Source organism: Parafrankia sp. BMG5.11, assembly GCF_004337455.1.
Genome location: NZ_SJXI01000017.1, coordinates 133,163 through 151,023, shown reverse-complemented (window position 1 = coordinate 151,023; position 17,861 = coordinate 133,163). Strand labels below are relative to the sequence as shown.

The 17,861-nt window shown below is 73.0% G+C and carries 16 protein-coding genes; 3 read left to right on the top strand and 13 right to left on the bottom strand.

Going from position 1 to position 17,861, the window contains the following annotated elements:
* The first annotated feature begins 38 nt into the window (after window positions 1–38).
* The gene (locus tag E0504_RS13860) at window positions 39–1,100 is read left to right on the top strand and encodes an LLM class flavin-dependent oxidoreductase (RefSeq protein WP_165938511.1); all 1,062 of its coding nucleotides are present in this window, start codon (window positions 39–41) and stop codon (window positions 1,098–1,100) included.
* Here E0504_RS13860 and E0504_RS13855 read toward each other — a convergent pair.
* The 8 genes from E0504_RS13855 to E0504_RS13820 all read right to left on the bottom strand — a co-directional run bounded on the left by E0504_RS13855 (window position 1,063) and on the right by E0504_RS13820 (window position 12,040).
* Window positions 1,063–1,854 carry an SDR family oxidoreductase gene (locus tag E0504_RS13855; protein WP_112105692.1) on the bottom strand — a complete coding sequence of 264 codons (792 nt, stop codon included), beginning with the start codon at window positions 1,852–1,854 and terminating at the stop codon, window positions 1,063–1,065. The genes E0504_RS13860 and E0504_RS13855 overlap by 38 nt on opposite strands.
* 140 nt (window positions 1,855–1,994) lie before the next feature.
* Complete coding sequence (locus E0504_RS13850; RefSeq protein ID WP_131624689.1) at window positions 1,995–3,917, bottom strand: ATP-dependent DNA helicase RecQ; 1,923 nt, start codon at window positions 3,915–3,917, stop codon at window positions 1,995–1,997.
* Between the two features lie 210 nt (window positions 3,918–4,127).
* Window positions 4,128–4,799: a triacylglycerol lipase gene (locus E0504_RS13845; protein ID WP_071065968.1), complete on the bottom strand. Its 672-nt coding sequence runs from the start codon at window positions 4,797–4,799 to the stop codon at window positions 4,128–4,130.
* Between the two features lie 194 nt (window positions 4,800–4,993).
* Window positions 4,994–5,758 carry an SDR family oxidoreductase gene (locus E0504_RS13840; RefSeq protein WP_020463881.1) on the bottom strand — a complete coding sequence of 255 codons (765 nt, stop codon included), beginning with the start codon at window positions 5,756–5,758 and terminating at the stop codon, window positions 4,994–4,996.
* A gap of 48 nt (window positions 5,759–5,806) precedes the next feature.
* Window positions 5,807–7,552 (bottom strand): class I adenylate-forming enzyme family protein, encoded by a 1,746-nt coding sequence (locus tag E0504_RS13835; RefSeq protein ID WP_112105690.1) that lies wholly within the window; start codon window positions 7,550–7,552, stop codon window positions 5,807–5,809.
* 169 nt (window positions 7,553–7,721) lie between these two features.
* Window positions 7,722–8,894, bottom strand: coding sequence for a branched-chain amino acid ABC transporter substrate-binding protein (locus E0504_RS13830; protein ID WP_112105689.1), 1,173 nt, complete (start codon window positions 8,892–8,894; stop codon window positions 7,722–7,724).
* Window positions 8,895–9,114: 220 nt separating this feature from the next.
* Window positions 9,115–10,515 (bottom strand): CoA transferase, encoded by a 1,401-nt coding sequence (locus tag E0504_RS13825; protein WP_112105688.1) that lies wholly within the window; start codon window positions 10,513–10,515, stop codon window positions 9,115–9,117.
* A 325-nt stretch (window positions 10,516–10,840) separates the two neighbouring features.
* Window positions 10,841–12,040, bottom strand: a complete 1,200-nt coding sequence (locus E0504_RS13820) for an asparaginase (protein WP_112105687.1) — start codon at window positions 12,038–12,040, stop codon at window positions 10,841–10,843.
* A 202-nt stretch (window positions 12,041–12,242) separates the two neighbouring features.
* Here E0504_RS13820 and E0504_RS13815 point away from each other — a divergent pair, with 202 nt between their 5' ends.
* Together E0504_RS13815 and E0504_RS13810 are read left to right on the top strand one after the other, a co-directional pair.
* Window positions 12,243–13,436, top strand: a complete 1,194-nt coding sequence (locus E0504_RS13815; RefSeq protein ID WP_112105686.1) for a thiolase family protein — start codon at window positions 12,243–12,245, stop codon at window positions 13,434–13,436.
* 79 nt (window positions 13,437–13,515) lie between these two features.
* On the top strand, window positions 13,516–13,749 hold the full coding sequence (locus E0504_RS13810; RefSeq protein ID WP_112105685.1) for a zinc ribbon domain-containing protein: 234 nt from the start codon (window positions 13,516–13,518) through the stop codon (window positions 13,747–13,749).
* A gap of 170 nt (window positions 13,750–13,919) precedes the next feature.
* On the opposite strand, the gene E0504_RS13805 is transcribed toward E0504_RS13810, so the two are convergent.
* The 5 genes from E0504_RS13805 to E0504_RS13785 form a co-directional block, all read right to left on the bottom strand.
* Window positions 13,920–14,180, bottom strand: coding sequence for a hypothetical protein (locus E0504_RS13805; protein WP_112105684.1), 261 nt, complete (start codon window positions 14,178–14,180; stop codon window positions 13,920–13,922).
* A gap of 169 nt (window positions 14,181–14,349) precedes the next feature.
* Window positions 14,350–14,673, bottom strand: coding sequence for a hypothetical protein (locus tag E0504_RS52060; protein WP_235013846.1), 324 nt, complete (start codon window positions 14,671–14,673; stop codon window positions 14,350–14,352).
* Window positions 14,674–15,147: 474 nt separating this feature from the next.
* Complete coding sequence (locus E0504_RS13795) at window positions 15,148–15,573, bottom strand: DUF2795 domain-containing protein (RefSeq protein WP_071065959.1); 426 nt, start codon at window positions 15,571–15,573, stop codon at window positions 15,148–15,150.
* An 86-nt stretch (window positions 15,574–15,659) separates the two neighbouring features.
* Window positions 15,660–16,409 carry a metallophosphoesterase gene (locus tag E0504_RS13790; RefSeq protein WP_071065958.1) on the bottom strand — a complete coding sequence of 250 codons (750 nt, stop codon included), beginning with the start codon at window positions 16,407–16,409 and terminating at the stop codon, window positions 15,660–15,662.
* Complete coding sequence (locus E0504_RS13785; RefSeq protein WP_338045502.1) at window positions 16,406–17,251, bottom strand: phospholipid-binding protein; 846 nt, start codon at window positions 17,249–17,251, stop codon at window positions 16,406–16,408. The genes E0504_RS13790 and E0504_RS13785 overlap by 4 nt, the downstream gene beginning before the upstream one ends.
* Window positions 17,252–17,861 lie beyond the last annotated feature (610 nt).

The following is a 17,861-nucleotide window of genomic DNA, read 5'->3' as shown; positions in this document are numbered from 1 at the left end:
CGGGCACCGGTGGGGCGGTTGGCGCAAGGGTGAGCCTGATGAGACCGGTGCCGCTGTCCGTCCTCGACCTGGTGCCGGTGGGCACGGGTGTCTCCGCCGGCGAGGCCGTGCGGGGCAGCCTTGAGCTGGCCCGGCGGGCCGAGGATCTCGGCTTCACCCGCTACTGGCTGGCCGAGCACCACGGCATGCCGGGCATCGCCAGTTCCGCGACGACCATCCTGATGGGCCAGGTGGCCGCGGCGACGTCCACCATCAGGGTTGGCTCGGGTGGGGTGATGCTGCCCAACCATGCCCCGCTCACGATCGCCGAGCAGTTCGGGACCCTGGGCGCGTTCTTCCCCGGCCGCATCGACCTCGGCATCGGCCGTGCGCCCGGCACCGACCAGAACACCGCGCGTGCCCTGCGCCGCGGCCCGGGGTCGATGTCCGCGGACGACTTCCCCGACCAGCTCGCCGAGCTGACGACCTTCCTCTCCGGTGGGTCGTTCCCCGGTGGGCACCCACTGCGCGGTGTGGAGGCGTACCCGCGGGCGGAGACACCGCCGATCTGGCTGCTCGGCTCGAGCGGCTACAGCGCCCAGGTCGCCGGAATCCTCGGCCTGCCGTTCGCGTTCGCGCACCATTTCAGCTCCGCCGGCACGCTGCCCGCGCTGCGGCTGTACCGCGACTCGTTCCGGCCGTCGCCCGGGCGGGAGCGCCCGTACGCGATGGTCGCCGCCGGTGTCCTGTGCGCCGAGGACGACGAGCGGGCCCAGTGGCTCGCCGGGCCCACCCGCCTGACGATGCTGCGCCTGCGGATGGGACGGCCCGGCGCCTTCCCCACGCCCGAGGAGGCCGCCGCCCACCCCTGGACGCCGCAGGAGCGCGATGTGGCGGAGGCGGCGACGTCCTCGCACATCGTGGGCGGCCCGGAGACCGTGCGGGACGGTCTGAACGCCCTGCTCGAGGCGACCGAGGCCGACGAGCTCATGATTGTCACGAACGTGCACTCGAACGCCGACCGGATCCGCTCCTACGAGCTGGTCGCCCGGCTGGCGCTGGCGGAGCAGGACGGCGAGCAGGTCACCCGTGCCCGCGCGGCCGGAGCGTCCGGGCGGTGATCCCCGCGACCAGCCCCCTGCCCAGCAGGCGGGACGCGTTCGAGGTCAGGTAGTTCAGCCGGCCGTCGATCACGTAGGGCAGGCCGCGGTCGAGGCCGCGGAAGGCGGCCGAGACGACCTCGTCGGTGGTGCGCAGCCGTCCACCGGCGCTCATCCGCCGGCCGAGGACCTCGAAGAAGTTCGTGTCGGTCGGCCCCGGGCACACCGCCAGCACCCGGATTCCGCGCGACCGGTACTCCGCCCACAGCGCGATCGAGAAGGACAACACGAAGGCCTTCGACGCCCCGTACACAGCCATGTACGGGACGGCCTGGAACCCCGACGTCGACGACACGTTGACGACGGTGCCCCGCCCCCGTTCGACCATCGCCGGCAGGAGCAGGTGCGTCACCCGTTCGACCGCGACGACGTCCACCATGACCTCGCGGTGGTCACGGTCGGCGGGCAGCTCCTCGTACCGGCCGTAGGTGCCGAACCCGGCGTTGTTCACCAGGACGTCGATCTCGCGCCCGGTCGCCCGGACCTGTTCGACGAGCAGGTCCGGGCCGTCCTCCCGGGCGAGGTCGACCGGGACCGTCCACACCCGCACCCCGTGCAGCGCGCGCAGTCGCTCGCCCACCGGCCGCAGTTTCTCCTCGGACGGCGCGGCGAGCACGAGATCGGCCCCGCGTGCCGCGAGCGCCTCGGCGAACGCGGCCCCGATCCCCGACGAGGCCCCCGTGACCAGTGCGGTCCGGTTCCGGAAGTCGGTCACGAAAGCGGTGCTCCTCAGGTCGGCGGCAATCGGCGACGTGCGGGGACGGACTGGCCGCGCCTGACCTCGACGGTGCGGGGCACCGCGGTCGCTGACGAAACGACCGGCCAGCGCGGGCCGGCGGTGACGTTACAGCGGGGCTAGTCGGCGACGGCCAGCAGGCCCCGCTCGGTCACCGCCGCCACCGACAGCGTGCGGTATCCGACCTCGTCGAACAGGACGGTGATGCGGTCGCCGTCCTCCTTCATCACCTGGCCGGGCCCCCACCGCACATGGCGGACGGCCAGCCCGGCCGGAAACGGCGAGACCTCCGCCGTGGCCTCGTTGTCGCCCACCGGCGCCGGGGAACCGGCGGCGGCCGCGGCCCCGCCCTCGCCGCCCGGCACCCGCTGCCCGGGCAGACGGGACCGGCACACGTCACAGTTCCCGCAGGCCGCGGGGGACGTGTCGCCGAAGTAGGCGAGCAGGTAACGCCGCCGGCAGTCGCGGGTCTCCGCGTACCCGCGCATCATGTCGACCCGCGACCGCTCGAACTCGACCCGTGCCGCGGCCAGTTCGACGGCACGGCGCGCGGCCTGCTCGGGCTCCGGCGCACCGGCACTGCGCTCGATGCGGCCGTCGTCGTGGACGGTGACCGCGTCGGCCCGTTCGAGCAGGTCCACCATGCGGGTCAGCGCGGTGTCGCCGACCCCGGCGGCGTCGGCCAGGGCACGCGCGCTCACCGGTTCCTCGGCGTGGCCGAGCAGCACGGCGACGCGGCGCAGGGCGGTCTCGTCCGGGCGTGACGAGGCGAAGAAGCGACGCAGGCCCAGGTCCTCGGGCCGGTAGAACAGGACCGCGACCGCCGGCTGGCCGTCGCGGCCGGCGCGCCCGATCTCCTGGTAGTAGGAGTCGATCGAGTCGGCCACCTCGGCGTGGATCACGAACCTGACGTTGGGCTTGTCGATGCCCATGCCGAACGCGGTCGTCGCCACGACGACGTCGCACCGGTCGGCCATGAAGTCCTCCTCGACCTCACGGCGGCGCGCCGCGCGTAGCCCGGCGTGGTACGCGCTCGCGGTGAGCCCGAGGTCCGCGAGCTCGGCGGCGAGATCCTCGGCGCCACGCCGGGTCGCCGTGTAGACCAGGCCGGGCTTGGTCTCGGCGGCGATCCGCTCGACCAGCCGGGCCTTCTTCTCGTCGTCGTCGACGAACGACTCGACACTCAGGGTGATCTCCGGGCGGTCGAAGCCGCGGACGATCTCCGCCGGATCCTCGAGCCGCAGGCGCTCGGCTATCTCCCGGCGCACCGGCGGCGACGCGGTGGCCGTCAGCGCGACGACCACCGGATGGCCGAGGTCGTCGATCACCTGGCCCAGGCGGGCGTAGTCGGGGCGGAAGTCGTGGCCCCAGCTGGAGATGCAGTGTGCCTCGTCCACGACGAACAGGGAGGGCCGCGCCTCGCGAAGCGCCTCCCGGACGTCGTCGCGGGCGAGCTGCTCAGGAGCAAGGAACAGGAACTCGGCCCGGCCGTGGCGGACGGCGTCGATCGCCGCGAGCGCCGCGCCGCGCCCGCTCTGCGAGTTCGCCGCCACCGCGGGCGCGTCAGCGTCAGGCTGACCGGCACCGGACTGGCCGGCGTCGGGTCTGGCGGCGGTCCCGGGGCCGGCGGGCACCGCGTCCAGCAGGCCGCCCAGGCGTTCGGTGAGCCCGCGCACCTGGTCACGCTGCAGCGCGATGAGCGGCGAGACGACCACGGTCGGCCCCGCGGTGAGCAGGGCCGGAATCTGGTAAACGGCCGACTTGCCACCCCCGGTCGGCAGGACGCACAGCGTGTCCCGGCCGGCGGTGACGGCCCGCATCGCCTCGAGCTGGCCGGGGCGCAGCTCGGCGAACCCGAAGCCCTCCCGGGCCACCGCCCGCAGCAGGTCGTCCAGCTCTGTGTGTTCCTCTGCGTGTTCCTCGTGTTCCTCGTGTTCCTCGTGGTGTTCGTGGTGTTCGTGGTGTTCCTCGTCGTCCCGCGGCGGATCGGGGCGGGCGGTGTCCGCCACCACCGCCTCGGCCGCCACCGCCTCCTCAGGCATGGGAGGAGGCGGTGGCGTGGGAGGCGGGGCGGGGCTATCGCGGTTGCGGCGTTGCAGCGGCAGACGGCGCAACCAGCCCGCCAACCGGGTGCGTGCCGGATCGTGACCATTCATGGTGCGCTCGGAGTACCCGTTCCCGGGACGTTCGCACACACCGGACCACCGGACCAGGATCGCTCGTGAGCCGCCCGCTCGGCGGCTCAGCCCGGCTCAGCCGATGAAGGCTCTGACCTGACTGGCCACGGTGTTGTCGTCGTGCAGCTCGGAATGGCCGAGGCAGCCGGCGGCGGTGTTCGTGGCACCCGAGAGGGCGACGCTGGAATCCGGATTGATGACGTCGTCGCAGGACGACCACCACGTACGGTAGTTGACCGCGCCCGGCGTCTCGTCACCGGAGTTCAGGGTGTTCAGGAAGGACGAGCCAGGGCTCATCTCCGAGCAGGCCGTGTAGAGCCATCCGCACAGGGTCGCGGTGCTGGTCCCGTGGTTCGGGCCACCCAGCGACACGAAGTCGTCGACGACGGACGTCCCGCCGAGGTTCTTGAGGTAATAGCGCGAGGACAGCGCCCCCATGGAGTGGGTGACGAGGTCCACCTTGGCCGCGCCGGTCGCGCTGCGCACGGAGGAGATTGTGGCGGCCAGCTGGTTCGCGGTCGTCACGTTCGACTGGTGCGAATCGTAGGTGAACACGACCAGGTCGGACGAGGACCAGCCGTTGGCCTGGAAGTCGGCGACCATGTCGGTCCAGGTGGATGTCGATCCGTTGAATCCGTAGACGAAGATGACGGGTTCATGTGTCGCCGCGGAGGCGGCGGTCGACGTGCCCAGCAAAGCTGCGGCGGCGACCGCGAGAGCGCCAAGGATCCTGGCCGCTCTGGACATGGGAACTCCTGTCGTTGCGGGGTCAGCGCAGCAAGCCTCGCACCCCCGCGGGGAGCTCCCTTTGAATCCGTGGGACGTTCACCAACGGTTGCCGTCACGGCCAACCAGCCGTTGAGGCGGCACCGCCGCGGAAATCCTCGTGGAATTCCCGCGTAATTCGCACCGAACCCGGAGAACAATATGCTCTCGCCGAATCAGGAGACCTTTTGGGCCGGTCGCATCACGATGTCGGTCACCTCGACGCGACGCGGCAGCTCCACGACCGAGAGCACCATCGCCGCGACGTCCTCGGGCTGCATGAGGGCCTCGGGATCCCAGTCCCGACCCTCCGTCTCGAAGATCTTCCGTTGCATCGCGGTGGCCGTCCGACCAGGCAGGATGGTGCAGACCCGCGGCCCCTTCGGCCCCAGCTCGCCGCGCAGGCTGTCCGCGATCGCGCGCAGCGCGTGCTTCGTCGCGGCGTACTGGCCGACCTCCGGGCTCGCCGACAGGCCCTGGGTGGAGTTGACGAAGATGATGTCGCCCAGCGTGCGAGTGAGATCGGGTAGCAGCAGCTGGGTCAGCGCATACGGGGCCCGCAGGTTGACCGCGTACTGATCGTCAAGGTCGGCGAGACTCGCCATCGTCATCGGACCACTGTGGTAGACACCGGCCGAGTGGACCAGCACGGAGATCTCCCCGAGCTCCGCCCGGGCCGTCTCGACGAGCCGCTCCCGGCCGTCGGCGTCGGTGATCTCGGTGGCGAAGACGCGCAGGTCGACCCGGCCGGCGGCGGCCGTGCGCGCGAGTTGGGACAATGCCGCGCCGTCCCGCCCCGTGGCCAGGACGGATGCCCCGGCGGCGGCGAGGTCGAGCGCGATCGCGTGACCGATGCCGCTGGAGGCACCGGTCACCACGGCCGCCCGGCCCGTCAGGCGACCCGGGGGCGAGAAAACTCCGTTGAGCGGCAACCGCACCATGGGAGACGAACAACCCTTACGTTAGTGGAAGGTTCAGCCAACCTCACCCTACGACGAAACTCGCGACGCTGGTCCAACAGGCCCGCCGTGCCACGCGACGGAGTCGGAATCCCCTGGCGACAGGGGCGACGAGGGTGACGAGCCGTGCGCTGACGGCTCCAGCGGAGCCGCCGGAGATGCAGCCGGTGACGGAGCCGGCGGAATTGACGGCGTGAGCATCGTCCGCAGGGCCGCCCGGTCTGTCTTGAGCATGCTGGTGAGCGGGATCGCCGGGACGATCCGCACCTCACGCGGGTACCGTAGCGGCCCGAGCCGCTCCCGCCCGAACCGGACAAGTGCCTCCGCCGAGACGTCCGCGCCCGGGCCGAGCTGGACGAACGCGACGATCTCCTCGCCGAGCCGGCGGTCGGGGCGGCCCACCACGGCCACCTCGGCGACGTCCGGGTGCTCCCGCAGCGCGTCCTCGACGTCCCGCGGGTAGATGTTGAACCCGCCGCGGATGATCAGATCCTTCATCCGGTCGACGAGGTACAGGAAGCCGTCCCGGTCAAGGTGGCCGACGTCGCCGGTGTGCAGCCATCCGGCGCGGACCGCCTGCGCGGTCGCCGCGGGATCACGCCAGTAGCCCAGCATGACGCCCGGTCCGCGCACGCAGATCTCCCCGACCGGCGAACCACCCGCTCCCCCGGGCGGGCCATCATGGTCGCCGTCGGTGGCGTTCAGGGCCTCGATCCGGAGCTCGACGCCGGGTGCCGGGCGGCCGACGCTGCCCAGCCGGGTCCGCCCCGGTGGCATCACCGTGACGATCGCCGACGCCTCGGTGCAGCCGTAGCCCTCCACGAGCTCGACCCCGGGCAGCCGGCGCGCCCATTCGTCGGCCACCTCGCGCGGCAGCGCCGAGCTCCCGGAGACCACCTGGCGCAGCGCCGACAGGTCGTAGCCGTCGAGATCCTGGTCCAGGATCATCCGGGCCATGGCGGGGACGATCGCCGTCTGCGCCACCTGGTGCTCCACCACCAGCTCCAGGAACCGGACGGGCTCGAACCAGCGCATCAGGACAGCCGTCGCCGGCGTCTCGGCGTAGGTGGCCATGACGCTCACGGTCATCCCGTAGACATGCGACATCGGCAGGGGCAGCAGGCCGGGCAGGCCCTCGCCCAGCCGCATCGAGTGCACCGCCCACGCGGCCGCCGAGACGTTGTCATGGGAGAGCACCACGCCCCGGGCGCGCCCCGTCGTCCCCCCGGTGTAGAGCAGCGCGGCCATACCGGACGGGTCGACGTCCACCAGGTCGGACTCGGCCGGGGACTCCAGCTCGGCGAACAGCAGCACCGGTGGCCCGGCGCGGTCGGCGGGCGCGGGTTCGGCCTGCTCGGCCAGCACGACGGCACGCAGCGCGGGCAGGCCCCGGGCCGCCGCGCGGACCTTGTCCAGGAAGTCCGGGGTGGTCACGACGAACGAGGCGGCGCTGTCGGCCAGCACGTGACGCAGGTCCGTCTCCCCGAGCAGGAACAGCACCGGCGTGACGGCCGCGCCGGCCCACCAGGCCGCCTGGTAGGTGATGCCGACCTCGGGACAGTTCGCCATGCAGACCGCGACCCTGTCCCCCGGCGCGAGCCCGGCCGCGCGCAGCCCGCCGGCCAGGCGCCGGGCCCGGGCCGCGAGCTGCGCGGCCGTCCAGCGCTGCTCCTCGAAGATCAGCGGACCGGTGCCGCCGGTCCGCTCGATGGACAGCTCGGCCAGCCGGCCGAGGCTCGTGCCCGAGGGCACCGCCGTGGGCGTGGACGCGATCATTCGGTAGGAACGATCATTCGGTGGACACCGTCATCCGGCTGACACGGTCATTCGGCGGCCTGCCCTCTCTCCGCGGGACGCGACACGGAGAGCACATCGTCCCTCGCCAACAGCGACTAGGCCAGACGAGACCACGCACCGAAACACGAGCACCGCCGACGGGCGAGTGTCAGGAGCCGATCAGGTCCGAGATCCGTCCGAGGTCCGTGATCTCGCCGTCCTGCACCTTGTACAGGTAGACGGTCGAGCGCTTGAGCTCGCCGTTCTCCTCGAACTCGATCTTCCTGGTGAGGCCGTCCCAGCTGACGGTGCGGAAGGCCCGCGCGACGGACTCCCGGCTGATGTCATTCCCGAGCCGCTTCAGGACGTCGACGACGGCCCAGGTGGCGTCGTAGGCCTCCCCCGAGTAGGTCCCGGGCAACGCCCCGCCGTTGACGTCCTTGTAGGAGGCCACGAACTCCTTCGCCGCCGGGTCGGTGTCGACGTCGCTGCAGGCGCACGAGAAGTAGGCGCCCTCGGCGGCAGCCGCGCCCGTCCGCGTGACGAAGTCCGGGTCGCGGGTCGCGTCCCCGCCCATGACGGTGCCCGTGAAGCCACCGTCCTCGAGCGCCTTGTTGAGCAGCGCGAAGTCGGCGTACTGACCGGAGTAGAAGAGTACGTCCGGCGCCTCGACGATGATCTTCGCTGCCTCGCGGGTGTAGTCCCGGGCCGGGTCGACGCCGCCGTGGACGACGTCGACGCCGTCGGAGAACAGCTCCGCCTCCAGCGCGGTGGACAGGCCGATGCCGTACTCGCTGCGGTCGTCGACCGAGTACACCTTCCCCGCGTCGAGGACGGTGGAGATGTAGTCGGCCGCGGCCCGGCCCTGCACGGAGTCGGGGGCGACGACCCGGTAGAAGGTGGTGAAGCCGAGGTCGGTGAGCGCCGGGGCGGTGGCGGACGGGCTGACCGAGAGCAGGCCGGCCTCGCTGTAGAACGGCTCGCTGGCCTCCGTCGCGTCCGAGAGCATCGGGCCGATGACGGCCACCGCGTCGGAGTCGTCGATGAGCCTGCGCGCGGCGGCCGGCGCCCGCTCGGGTGACCCGCCGTCGTCGGAGGAGACGAGCTCGACCCGGAACGGCAGGCTGGCGTCCGCGTTGATCTCCTCGATCGCCGTGCGCACCCCGTAGAGGGCGTTGACGCCCAGCTGCTCGTCGTCGCCCGACAGCACGCCCTGGAACCCGATGGTGACTGTCCGGCGGCGGTCACCGGACGAGGAGACACCGTCACCGCTGCAGGCCGCGACGATCATCACCGTCATGGCGGCGGCGACGATCGCACCCAGGGCCGGTCGCCTGATCATGCTGTCTCTCCTCCGGTTTCACCGCCGCCCGCGGGCAGTCCGGCACCTGATTCTCGACGGCGAGCCGAGGGGGAGGTCCGGCTGCGGCCCGGAGTCCACGGAGCCCGTCCCACCCGCCGCCGAGATGTCGCAGACCCAGTCCTACGCGACGTCGACCTGCTACATGGCACGAACGGCCCGATCGGGCCGCACGCCCGGGCCCCACGCCCGGGCCGGGCGGTCAGGCCGGGCGGGGCTCCCAGCCGGGAGGGCTGGTGCCCAGCGAGGCGGGCGCCATCGTCCAGGCCGGTGCCCGGCCGTCGACCGTTCCCGGTGGGGCCACGTAGGAGAGCTCCCCGAACTCGCTGCGCAGGCGCCGGCAGAACTCCTCCGCGTCGGCCCGGGTCGGGTCCGGGGCTGCGAGGGTGTCATGGTGGCCGAGGCTCTGCAACCACCGGCCGGTCTGGGCCAGCGAGACCCGCACCTGCCAGCTGCCGCCCTCCACCGCGCGCCGGGCCAGCGCCGACAGCACGCCGTGCGCCGCCAGATACCCGGTCGCGTGGTCGAGAGCCTGGGCGGGCAGCGGACGGGGCTCCTCCTCCCCACTGGCCTCGGCCTCCGCCCACGAGATGCCCGACGCCGTCTGGACCAGGCTGTCAAAGCCCCGCAGGCCGCTCCACGGCCCGCTCCGGCCGTAGGCGCTGATCGTCGCGACGACGATCCCCGGGCGCAGGCGCGCCAGCGCGTCCGGACCGAAGCCCAGCCTGTCCAGGGCGCGCGGGCGGTACGCCTGGAGCACGACGTCCGCCGTCGAGACGAGCTCCTGCAGTCGGCGGGCGTCCGCGGCGACGCGCAGGTTCAGAAAGGTGTTGCGCTTGCCGAACCCGGTGTCCATCAGCGCCGACCGGACCTCCGGCAGATGCGCGGCGCCGACCCGCAACACCTCGGCGCCGTGGGCGGCCAGCGTCCGCCCGCAGACCGGGCCGGCGATGACCCGCGTCATGTCCACCACGCGGATGCCCTCGGCCGGCAGGTCCGCCGGCTCGGGCCGCAGCGCGGGGGCGTCCCCGATCCGCTCGGTCTCCAGCACGGGCAGCTCGGCGACGGCCTTGGCCTGCCGGTGCGCCCGCCACTCGTCCTCGTCGCGCGCCATCGTGGCGCACATCCCCATCGCCTGGAGCTCGAGCTCGAGGGACTCGGCCTCGAAACGGGCCACCGACCGCCCGACCGCCGCCCGGTCGTTCGGCGTGTCGAGCAGTTCCAGAATGCCGTTGCGATGATGCGGGAAGTTGCAGTGCAGCTGGATCCACCGGTCGTCGGCCGTCCGGTAGTGGCCCGAGATCGGGTCCCAGGGGTTGGGCAGCGGACGTCCGTCGAGCCGCAGGTACCGCTCGCTACGGAAGGCCGCGCTGGCGTGCCGGGTGTCAACGGTGACCGCCGGCTGGGACGGGCTCCCGTTGCGCGCGGCCAGTAACCGGCCCGCGCCGACGGACGCGGCGGCGACGCTGGCCGTCGCAATGGTTGTCACCCGGTAAAGGCTCGGCAGGACGTCCGGGGGGCCGGTCACGGTCAGGCGTTCGGTGACTCCCGGTTCGTCGACGAGCGTCGCGACCTGGGCGGCGATCATCGAGTTGTCGGACATATCCCCATCCTGTAAAGCGGATCACGCGTGTCGCCTGATGTGTCACCGGACGAACCGTCCGGGCTACTCCCGCCCCCAGACCATGTCCCAGAGTGAGGCTTATGTGACGGACAGCATTGCACACCCACGCCATCACGTGCACGCGACACCGCTTTCAGGCACGTCAAACCACCCGACCAAGTGCCCACCAACCCCCGGACACCGGACGGGCACCGCGACCGGAAGCCCGGAACCCGCTCACCGGCCCGCGCTCACCGGCATTCACTGAACCACCACGGCCGGGCCCCGACGGGACCGGGGCCGGCAAGCCGGACGGCCGAACGCCTCAGGAGGCGGACGGCAGGAACGGGCGCAGCCGACCGACCGGCATCCCGCCACCGAGCACCGCGGGAGCGGCCAGGGCGTCGAGCCTGCCGGCGTCCAGGCCCACGGCGGCGCCCGGGCCCGGGGTGGGGTCGAGCGCGCCGATGCGGCGCAGCGCGGTGACCAGGACCGGCATAGCCGCGCGCTGGGAGCCGTCCTCGATCTTGACCGCCACCGCGTACCCCGCCGCCGTCGCCGCGACGGTGACCCCCTCGGCGCCGTCCTTCGCGATGATCCACGGGGCGGCGAGCATCAGCTCCGTGTCCGGTCGCCCCGGACCGCCGACGAGGGCCGGGAAGGCCCGCATCGCCGCCGCGACGCGCTGCCGAGGCGAGCGCGGGCCGGCGGCGGCGAGCGCGATCTCGCGCATCCCGCGGGCGAGGCCGAGCAGCGGGATACCGAACAGCGGAGCACCGCAGCCGTCCACCGCGGTGGCCGTGATCGTGGCACCGGTGAGCTCCTCGATCACGGCCCGGATCCGGCGCTGCAGCGGATGCGCCGGGTCGGTGTAGCCGGCCACCGGCCACCCGGCCGCGACGCAGGTGGCGATCATCCCGGCGTGCTTGCCGGAGCAGTTCATCAACAGCCGTTCGGGCCCGCCGCCGGCTGCCAGGTGCCGCTCGTGGGCGAGCCGCCCGATGGGGAGGTCGGCGGGGCAGGCCAGGGCGTCCTCGCCGCGCCCGGCCGCCGCGAGCACGGCCCGCACGGCCGCCAGCTGCTCGGGCTCACCGCTGTGCGAGGAGGACACGATCGCCAGCAGCTCGGACGGGATTCCGCCGCCCCACTCGGAGGCGGCCCCGCAGTCGGGATCGCCGCAGTCGGGATCGCCGACGCCGGAGGCGGGATCGCCCGCACCGGAAACGGCGGCAGGGCGGGAAGCGGCGCCGGCACCGGAGCCGAACGCCGCGTCGAGCCCGGCGAGCAGCATCCCGACGGCCTGCATCGGCTTCACCGTGGACCGCGGGGAGATCACCGCGGTCGGGTCGCCGACCGACAGCACCACCGCGCCGGCCGGGTCCAGCCCGACGACGGTCCCCCTGATCCGGCTCTCGACCAGAACCGTGGTCATCCCGGTGGCGGTGTCGGTGTCGCGGTCGGTGGCGGTGGCGCGCTCGATCCACGCGACCACCGGCGGGGCCACGCCTCCCCCGGACTCGCTCATGATCCGAAATCGTTCATGATCGCGAATCCGTCATGCACATCAGGGTATGCGCGCTCCCCGCCGCCGCCCGGGACCCGCACCCGAGCGATCCACCCGGCCGGCGGTCACAGCTCCATCAGTTGCCTTTTCCAACTAACTACGCGCACACTGGGAACACCAGTGAGTTTGGTTTTCGAACTCACTCCTGGAGAAGGAGCCTCCGATGCGTGACGCCGTCGTCGTCGAAGCGGTGCGGTCCCCGATCGGGCGGGGACGCGCCAGCGGCAGCCTCGCCCCCGTCCACCCCATCGACCTGCTGGCGCACAGCATCTCCGCGGCCGTCGAGCGGTCCGGCGTCGATCCGGCGCTGATCGACGACGTCATCGCCGGCTGCGTGACCCAGAGCGGGGAGCAGGCCGCGAACATCGCCCGCTGGGCGACCCTGGCCGCCGGACTGCCCGAGTCGGTGCCCGGGACCACCGTCGACCGCCAGTGCGGCTCGTCCCAGCAGGCCGTCCACTTCGCCGCGCAGGGCGTCATCGCCGGCGCCTACGACATGGTTCTGGCCTGCGGTGTCGAGTCGATGGGGCGGGTCCCGATGGGCTCCGCGACGCTCCCCGGAGACAGCCACGGCACCCGGATCAACGCCCGCTACCCGGACGGGCTGATCTCGCAGGGCATCAGCGCCGAGCTGATCGGCGCGCGGCGGGGCCTCGGCCGTGCCGAGATGGACGAGTTCGCCCTCGCCAGCCACCAGCGCGCCGCCGCCGCGGCCCGGGACGGCCTGTTCACCCCGGAGATCGCGCCGGTGAAGGTCACCGGGCCGGACGGGTCGGTCGTCGAGTTCTCCGCCGACGAGGGCATCCGCCCGGCATCGAGCACGCAGGCCCTCGCGGGTCTGCGCCCGGCCTTCTACGACGAGGCCACCGCCGCGCGTTTCCCGGAGATCGGCTGGAACGTGACGGCCGGCAACGCCTCGCAGATCAGCGACGGCTCCGCCGCGCTGCTGATCACCACCTCGGAGCGGGCCCGCGAACTGGGGCTGCGCCCGCTCGCCCGGCTGCACAGCTTCGCCGTCGTCGGCGACGACCCGTTCCTGATGCTGCGCGGCGTCATCCCCGCCACCCGCCGGGTGCTGGAGCGCTCGGGCCTGAGCCTGGACGACATCGACCTGTTCGAGGTGAACGAGGCCTTCGCCGCGGTCGTGCTGGACTGGCGCGCCGAGATCGGCGCACCGGCGGAGAAGGTCAACGCCCGGGGCGGCGCGATCGCGCTCGGCCACCCGCTCGGCGCCAGCGGCGCCCGGATCATGACGACCCTCGTGCACGCGCTGCACCAGACCGGCGGCCGGTTCGGGCTGCAGACGATGTGCGAGGCGGGCGGCCTCGCGAACGCGACCATCATCGAGCGCCTCTGATCAGGCACCCCGGACAGGTGCACGCTCCGGGTGGGCGATCGGCCGGCGCCGCGGCCGATCGCCGGCCTATCCTTGGCCGGTGCCCGCATACGAGTACCGATGCCGTGTCTGCGACGCGTCCTTCGAGGTCCGCCGCGGAATGAACAGTGACACGACCGCACCGGCGCCCTGCCCTGCCGGCCACGCCGAGACTTCACGGGTCTTCTCCGCGGTCGCGGTGAGCCGCGGCGCATCCGCGCCCGCGATGGCCACGGCGCCGGCCACCGGAGGCGGAGGCGGAGGCGCATGCTGCGGCGGCGGCTGCTGCGGCTGACAGCCACACCACCGCAAGCAGGATCGGGGCCCGGCAGGCGAGCCAGGCCCCGATCGGGCCGACCGAAACAATGTGTGGCGGCTGAGAGTGTTCATGGACTCACTCAGCCGCCACGGTTGTGCTGGAAGGGCCGTGGGTGGCGCTCACGCCAGGGGTGAGCGCCGTCCCGGCTAAGGATGAGCGTCGTCGCGCGGGCGGGTCGTGCGGACGGCGGGCTGCGGGCCGCGGCGCGTGCGTGCGGCTCGGCTACGGGTGCCGACATCCACCTGGCGGTCGCGTTGACCACCGACGGCGGCCGCGCGCTCAGCGTTGAGCCGCCTGGTGATGATCTGCAGGGTCTCGTCGCGCTCCCGCTCGTCGAGGCCGTCCGCCAATGTTGCCAGCAGGTCGGAGGATCCCGGCCCGCACACACCGCCCAAGGTCCCAGCCATGGCTGTCCCCTACCCACCTCTGCGGTCCGGCACGCCTTGGCATGACGGTTTGCGCGCCATCCCAACTACGGAAAGTAATTAACAGCCCCGCCGGTGAGTGGGCCATGGCCAGCCGCTGGCGGCTGGTCACCGGCTCGCCACTGGTCGCCGACCAGCCGCCAGCGGCCCACTAGTCGCCGGCCGGCCGGTCGCGCCGTGCCCGGCGCTGGACGCGGCGGGCTGTCGTACCGCCCGTCCGTGCCAGCCCGCGGGCTGCCCGGGCGGCCTCCCGTCGGCCGACGGCGGCGGCGCGGCGGGCACCGGCCCGGATCTCCTCGGTCGGGACCCGCCAGTCGACGCCTGGACGGCCGAGCACCAGCCCCGTCGCGGCGATCAGCGTCCAGAATCCGAAGACGGCCCCCACCGCGAACAGGTCCAGCGCGCCGACCAGTGCCGAGGCGACGAGCAGAACACCCGCGCCGACAAGCCCGAAGGCGACCGGATGCGCGCCCACCCACCCGGACACCCCGTTCCCGCGCCGCGCGGCCGCGGACCGGGCCGGAGCCGGGCGACCCGAAACCCGGCGAGCCGAAGCCGCGCCAGCCGTGACCGGGCGAGCCGTGACCGGGCGAGCCGAAGCTTGTCGGGCCGGTGCCTGACGGACCGGTGCCCCACCAGCCGAAGCGGGGCGAGCCGGAGCCTGACGGGCCGGTGCGGGCGCACGCGCGCCCTCCGCGTCGACGGGGTCGGGGCGCACGCCGATCGGGCTGGGTACCTGCGGGCCGCCGAAGGGCCGGCGCCGCTGGCGGGAGCGTCGTTCCAGGACAGGACCATCCATGCCAGCGTCTGTGCCCGTGCTCCGGAGCGTCATGCCTGCCTCGCCCACCGATGTGCCCCCTCACCCGCGACGTTCCTCACCCCGGTTCCCGGTTTACGGCACCAGCGCCCCGCACCCGCGGCTCGCCCGCGTGCCCCGTCCGGCGCGGGCTCAGTACCGGTGCGACTCGACGTGTGCGTCGTCGCGCAACGCGCGCCAGAGCTGGCCCAGCGAGGTGAACTGGACCCCCTCGGGCGCCGCGCGGACCTCGTCGACCACCCGGTCCGGCGCGTGCTGGTGGCGCAGGTGGTCCATCACCTCGTTCCGCTCGGCGGGGAAGACCGCACGCCCGAGCCAGCGGGCCAGCTCCGAACGTTCCTCGACGTCCACCGTCGTCATCCCGGGCGGAGCACTGCCGAGGACGCCGGCGCTGTCCGGGCGGGAGGCGAGCGCGGGGGCGTCCTCGCCAGGCGGTTCCGGTGACCTCCATTCCTCTGCTCGGGTGTCCCTGCGCGCGCGGACGATGCCCGCGACCTCGTGGGCCATCAGCTCGTCGCGCTTGGGCCCGTGCTTGGCGCTGCCACGATCCATCGACATGCGGCGTCCTCTTTCCTCGTGATGCCTTCGTCGCGTTCCTCGTGAAGCCCTCAGGCCCCTAGTACCCGAAACGCGAGGGAAGGTGCCTAGACGGAGGCCGGAACCGCCGCGGCCGGGTCGAGCCGGGCGCTCACCTCGTACAGCGCGAACGCCTTCCCGATCACCGGACGGGCCACGTTGCGCACCGGGACACCACCGGCCGTCCGTCCCTTCTCCGTCCCCCCGTGGGCGTGCCCGTGCAGTGCCAGCTGGGCGCCGCCGGCGTCCACCGCCTCCGCCAGGTGGTAGCTGCCGAGGAAGGGGAAGATCTCCGGCCGCTCGCCCGCGAGGGTGTCGGGGACGGGCGCGTAATGAGTGAGAGCTACCCGCACGTCGCACTCCAGGCCCTCCAGGGCGGCTCGCAGACCCGCGCTCACCTCCTTGGTGTGCCGGACGAACGCCTTCATCTGCGGCTCCCCGAAGTCGCTGCCGCTGGCGCCCGCGAAGCCTCCACCGAAGCCCTTGACCCCGGCGACGCCGAGGCAGCACCCGCCGGCCCGAACCAGCGCCACGGAGCCCTCGAGCACCTCGACACCGGCCTGCCCCAGTACGGCGGCCACCTCGTCGGCCTGATCGCTGTGGTGGTCGTGGTTGCCGAGGACGGCGATCACCGGGATCTCCGACGTCGCGAGCTCGCCCGCGGCGACCTCGGCCTCGGACACCCGTCCGTGCTGGGTCAGGTCACCGGCGACGAGGAGGACGTCGGCCAGGTCGCCGATCCCGGCCAGGCAGGGCGCGAAGGACCCACGCGAGTCGGTGCCCAGGTGGATGTCCCCGACCGCGGCGATCCGGATCACGACACACTCTCCATCGTCGATGGTGAATCGCGCTTCGACACGACGACGTCGTTGCGGACGGGCCGGCCGGGCACGGCGTCGGCCAGCACCGCGTCGACCGCGCGGCGGCGGGCCTCGGTGGCCACCTCCCCGCGCACGGTGATCCCCTCCGGGCCGACGGCGACGTCCAGGCCGAGCTCGGCGACCCGCGGATCCTCCGCCAGGCGCTCGTGCAGGTCACCGGCCAGGTACTCCGCCGGCTCGGTGACGTCCAGGACGGCGACCGGCGCGGCGGCGCCCACGGCACCCACCCCGTCCACGGCATCCACGGCGCGTGCGGCGCGCGGCGGGGTGACGACGTGCGGTGGGATCAGCTTCAGCCGGGTGGCGACCAGCAGCGCGGCCTCGGCGAACGGCGACTCGGCGGTGGCCCGGCGAACCTGCTCCCAGTCGACCTGCTCGCGCATCGCGCGGATCATGGGGATCACGCGACCGAGGTCGCAGTACCGCTCGTCGAGGGCGAGCAGGGTCATCTCGAACCAGTCGGTGGCGTCGAGGACGGGCATCCGGACCGAGTCGACGGACATCTCGCTCGAGCGGGCCAGCATCTCGTCGGTGACCGCCCGCCCGACCGGGTGATGGATCAGGTCGACCAGGACGTCACCGTCGAAGACCTTGGTCAGCCAGTCCTCGGGCGGGTCCACCGGGCGCAGCCCACCGGCGCAGAGAACCTCCACGGCACGCGGGACGTCCGCCTCGCGGAGCATGAAGTCCACGTCGTGCACGGGCTCCGGCCCGCCGCGGGCCCAGCACGCGTAACTGCCGCCGAGCGCGAAGGGGATCTCCGCCTCTTTCAGCGTCACGGCGACACGTTTGAGACTTTCCCGCAGACCGCGGGGCGCATCATCCATGACCATCGGGGTACCCGCGCCGATCGTCCTGACTCCCCGAAGGCCGCATCCGGTGCCGGGACCCCCCGCATCGGGCGGCGCGCGGGCGCATCACCGCCAATTCGGACACAACAGCGCGGCAGCACCTCAGTGACAGAGCCGGCCCCATGTCGTGTTCACGACACGTACGCACACGGTCTTCCGGCGGCGGCAACTGCACACGGCCGACGCCGTTCCACCGCCTACCGCTTCCGCGGAACGCCGGTCGGAAGGCACTCCGGCGCCCGCGTCCGGGCCGTTGTTCACGGCCGAGACGAAGAAGTGCGCCTTGTTGTTCCCGCGCGGGACGGGCGTGACGTACGCATCCCTCAGAGCGAGGAGTGTACGCACCATCCGGTAGCCGCCGACGACATTTCCCGACATAGGTCCCGCGGACATATGCACTCCCGCAGTCGCCACACGCCGCCGCGCTGCGCCGGAGCGTGCTTTGAAGCCGCTGGTCCCGCGCTTCGGCAACGGCCCTGACGGGCTACGCCGAGCTGTCGGCGATGACACTGTCGGGCCAGTGGAAACTGTCCATCCG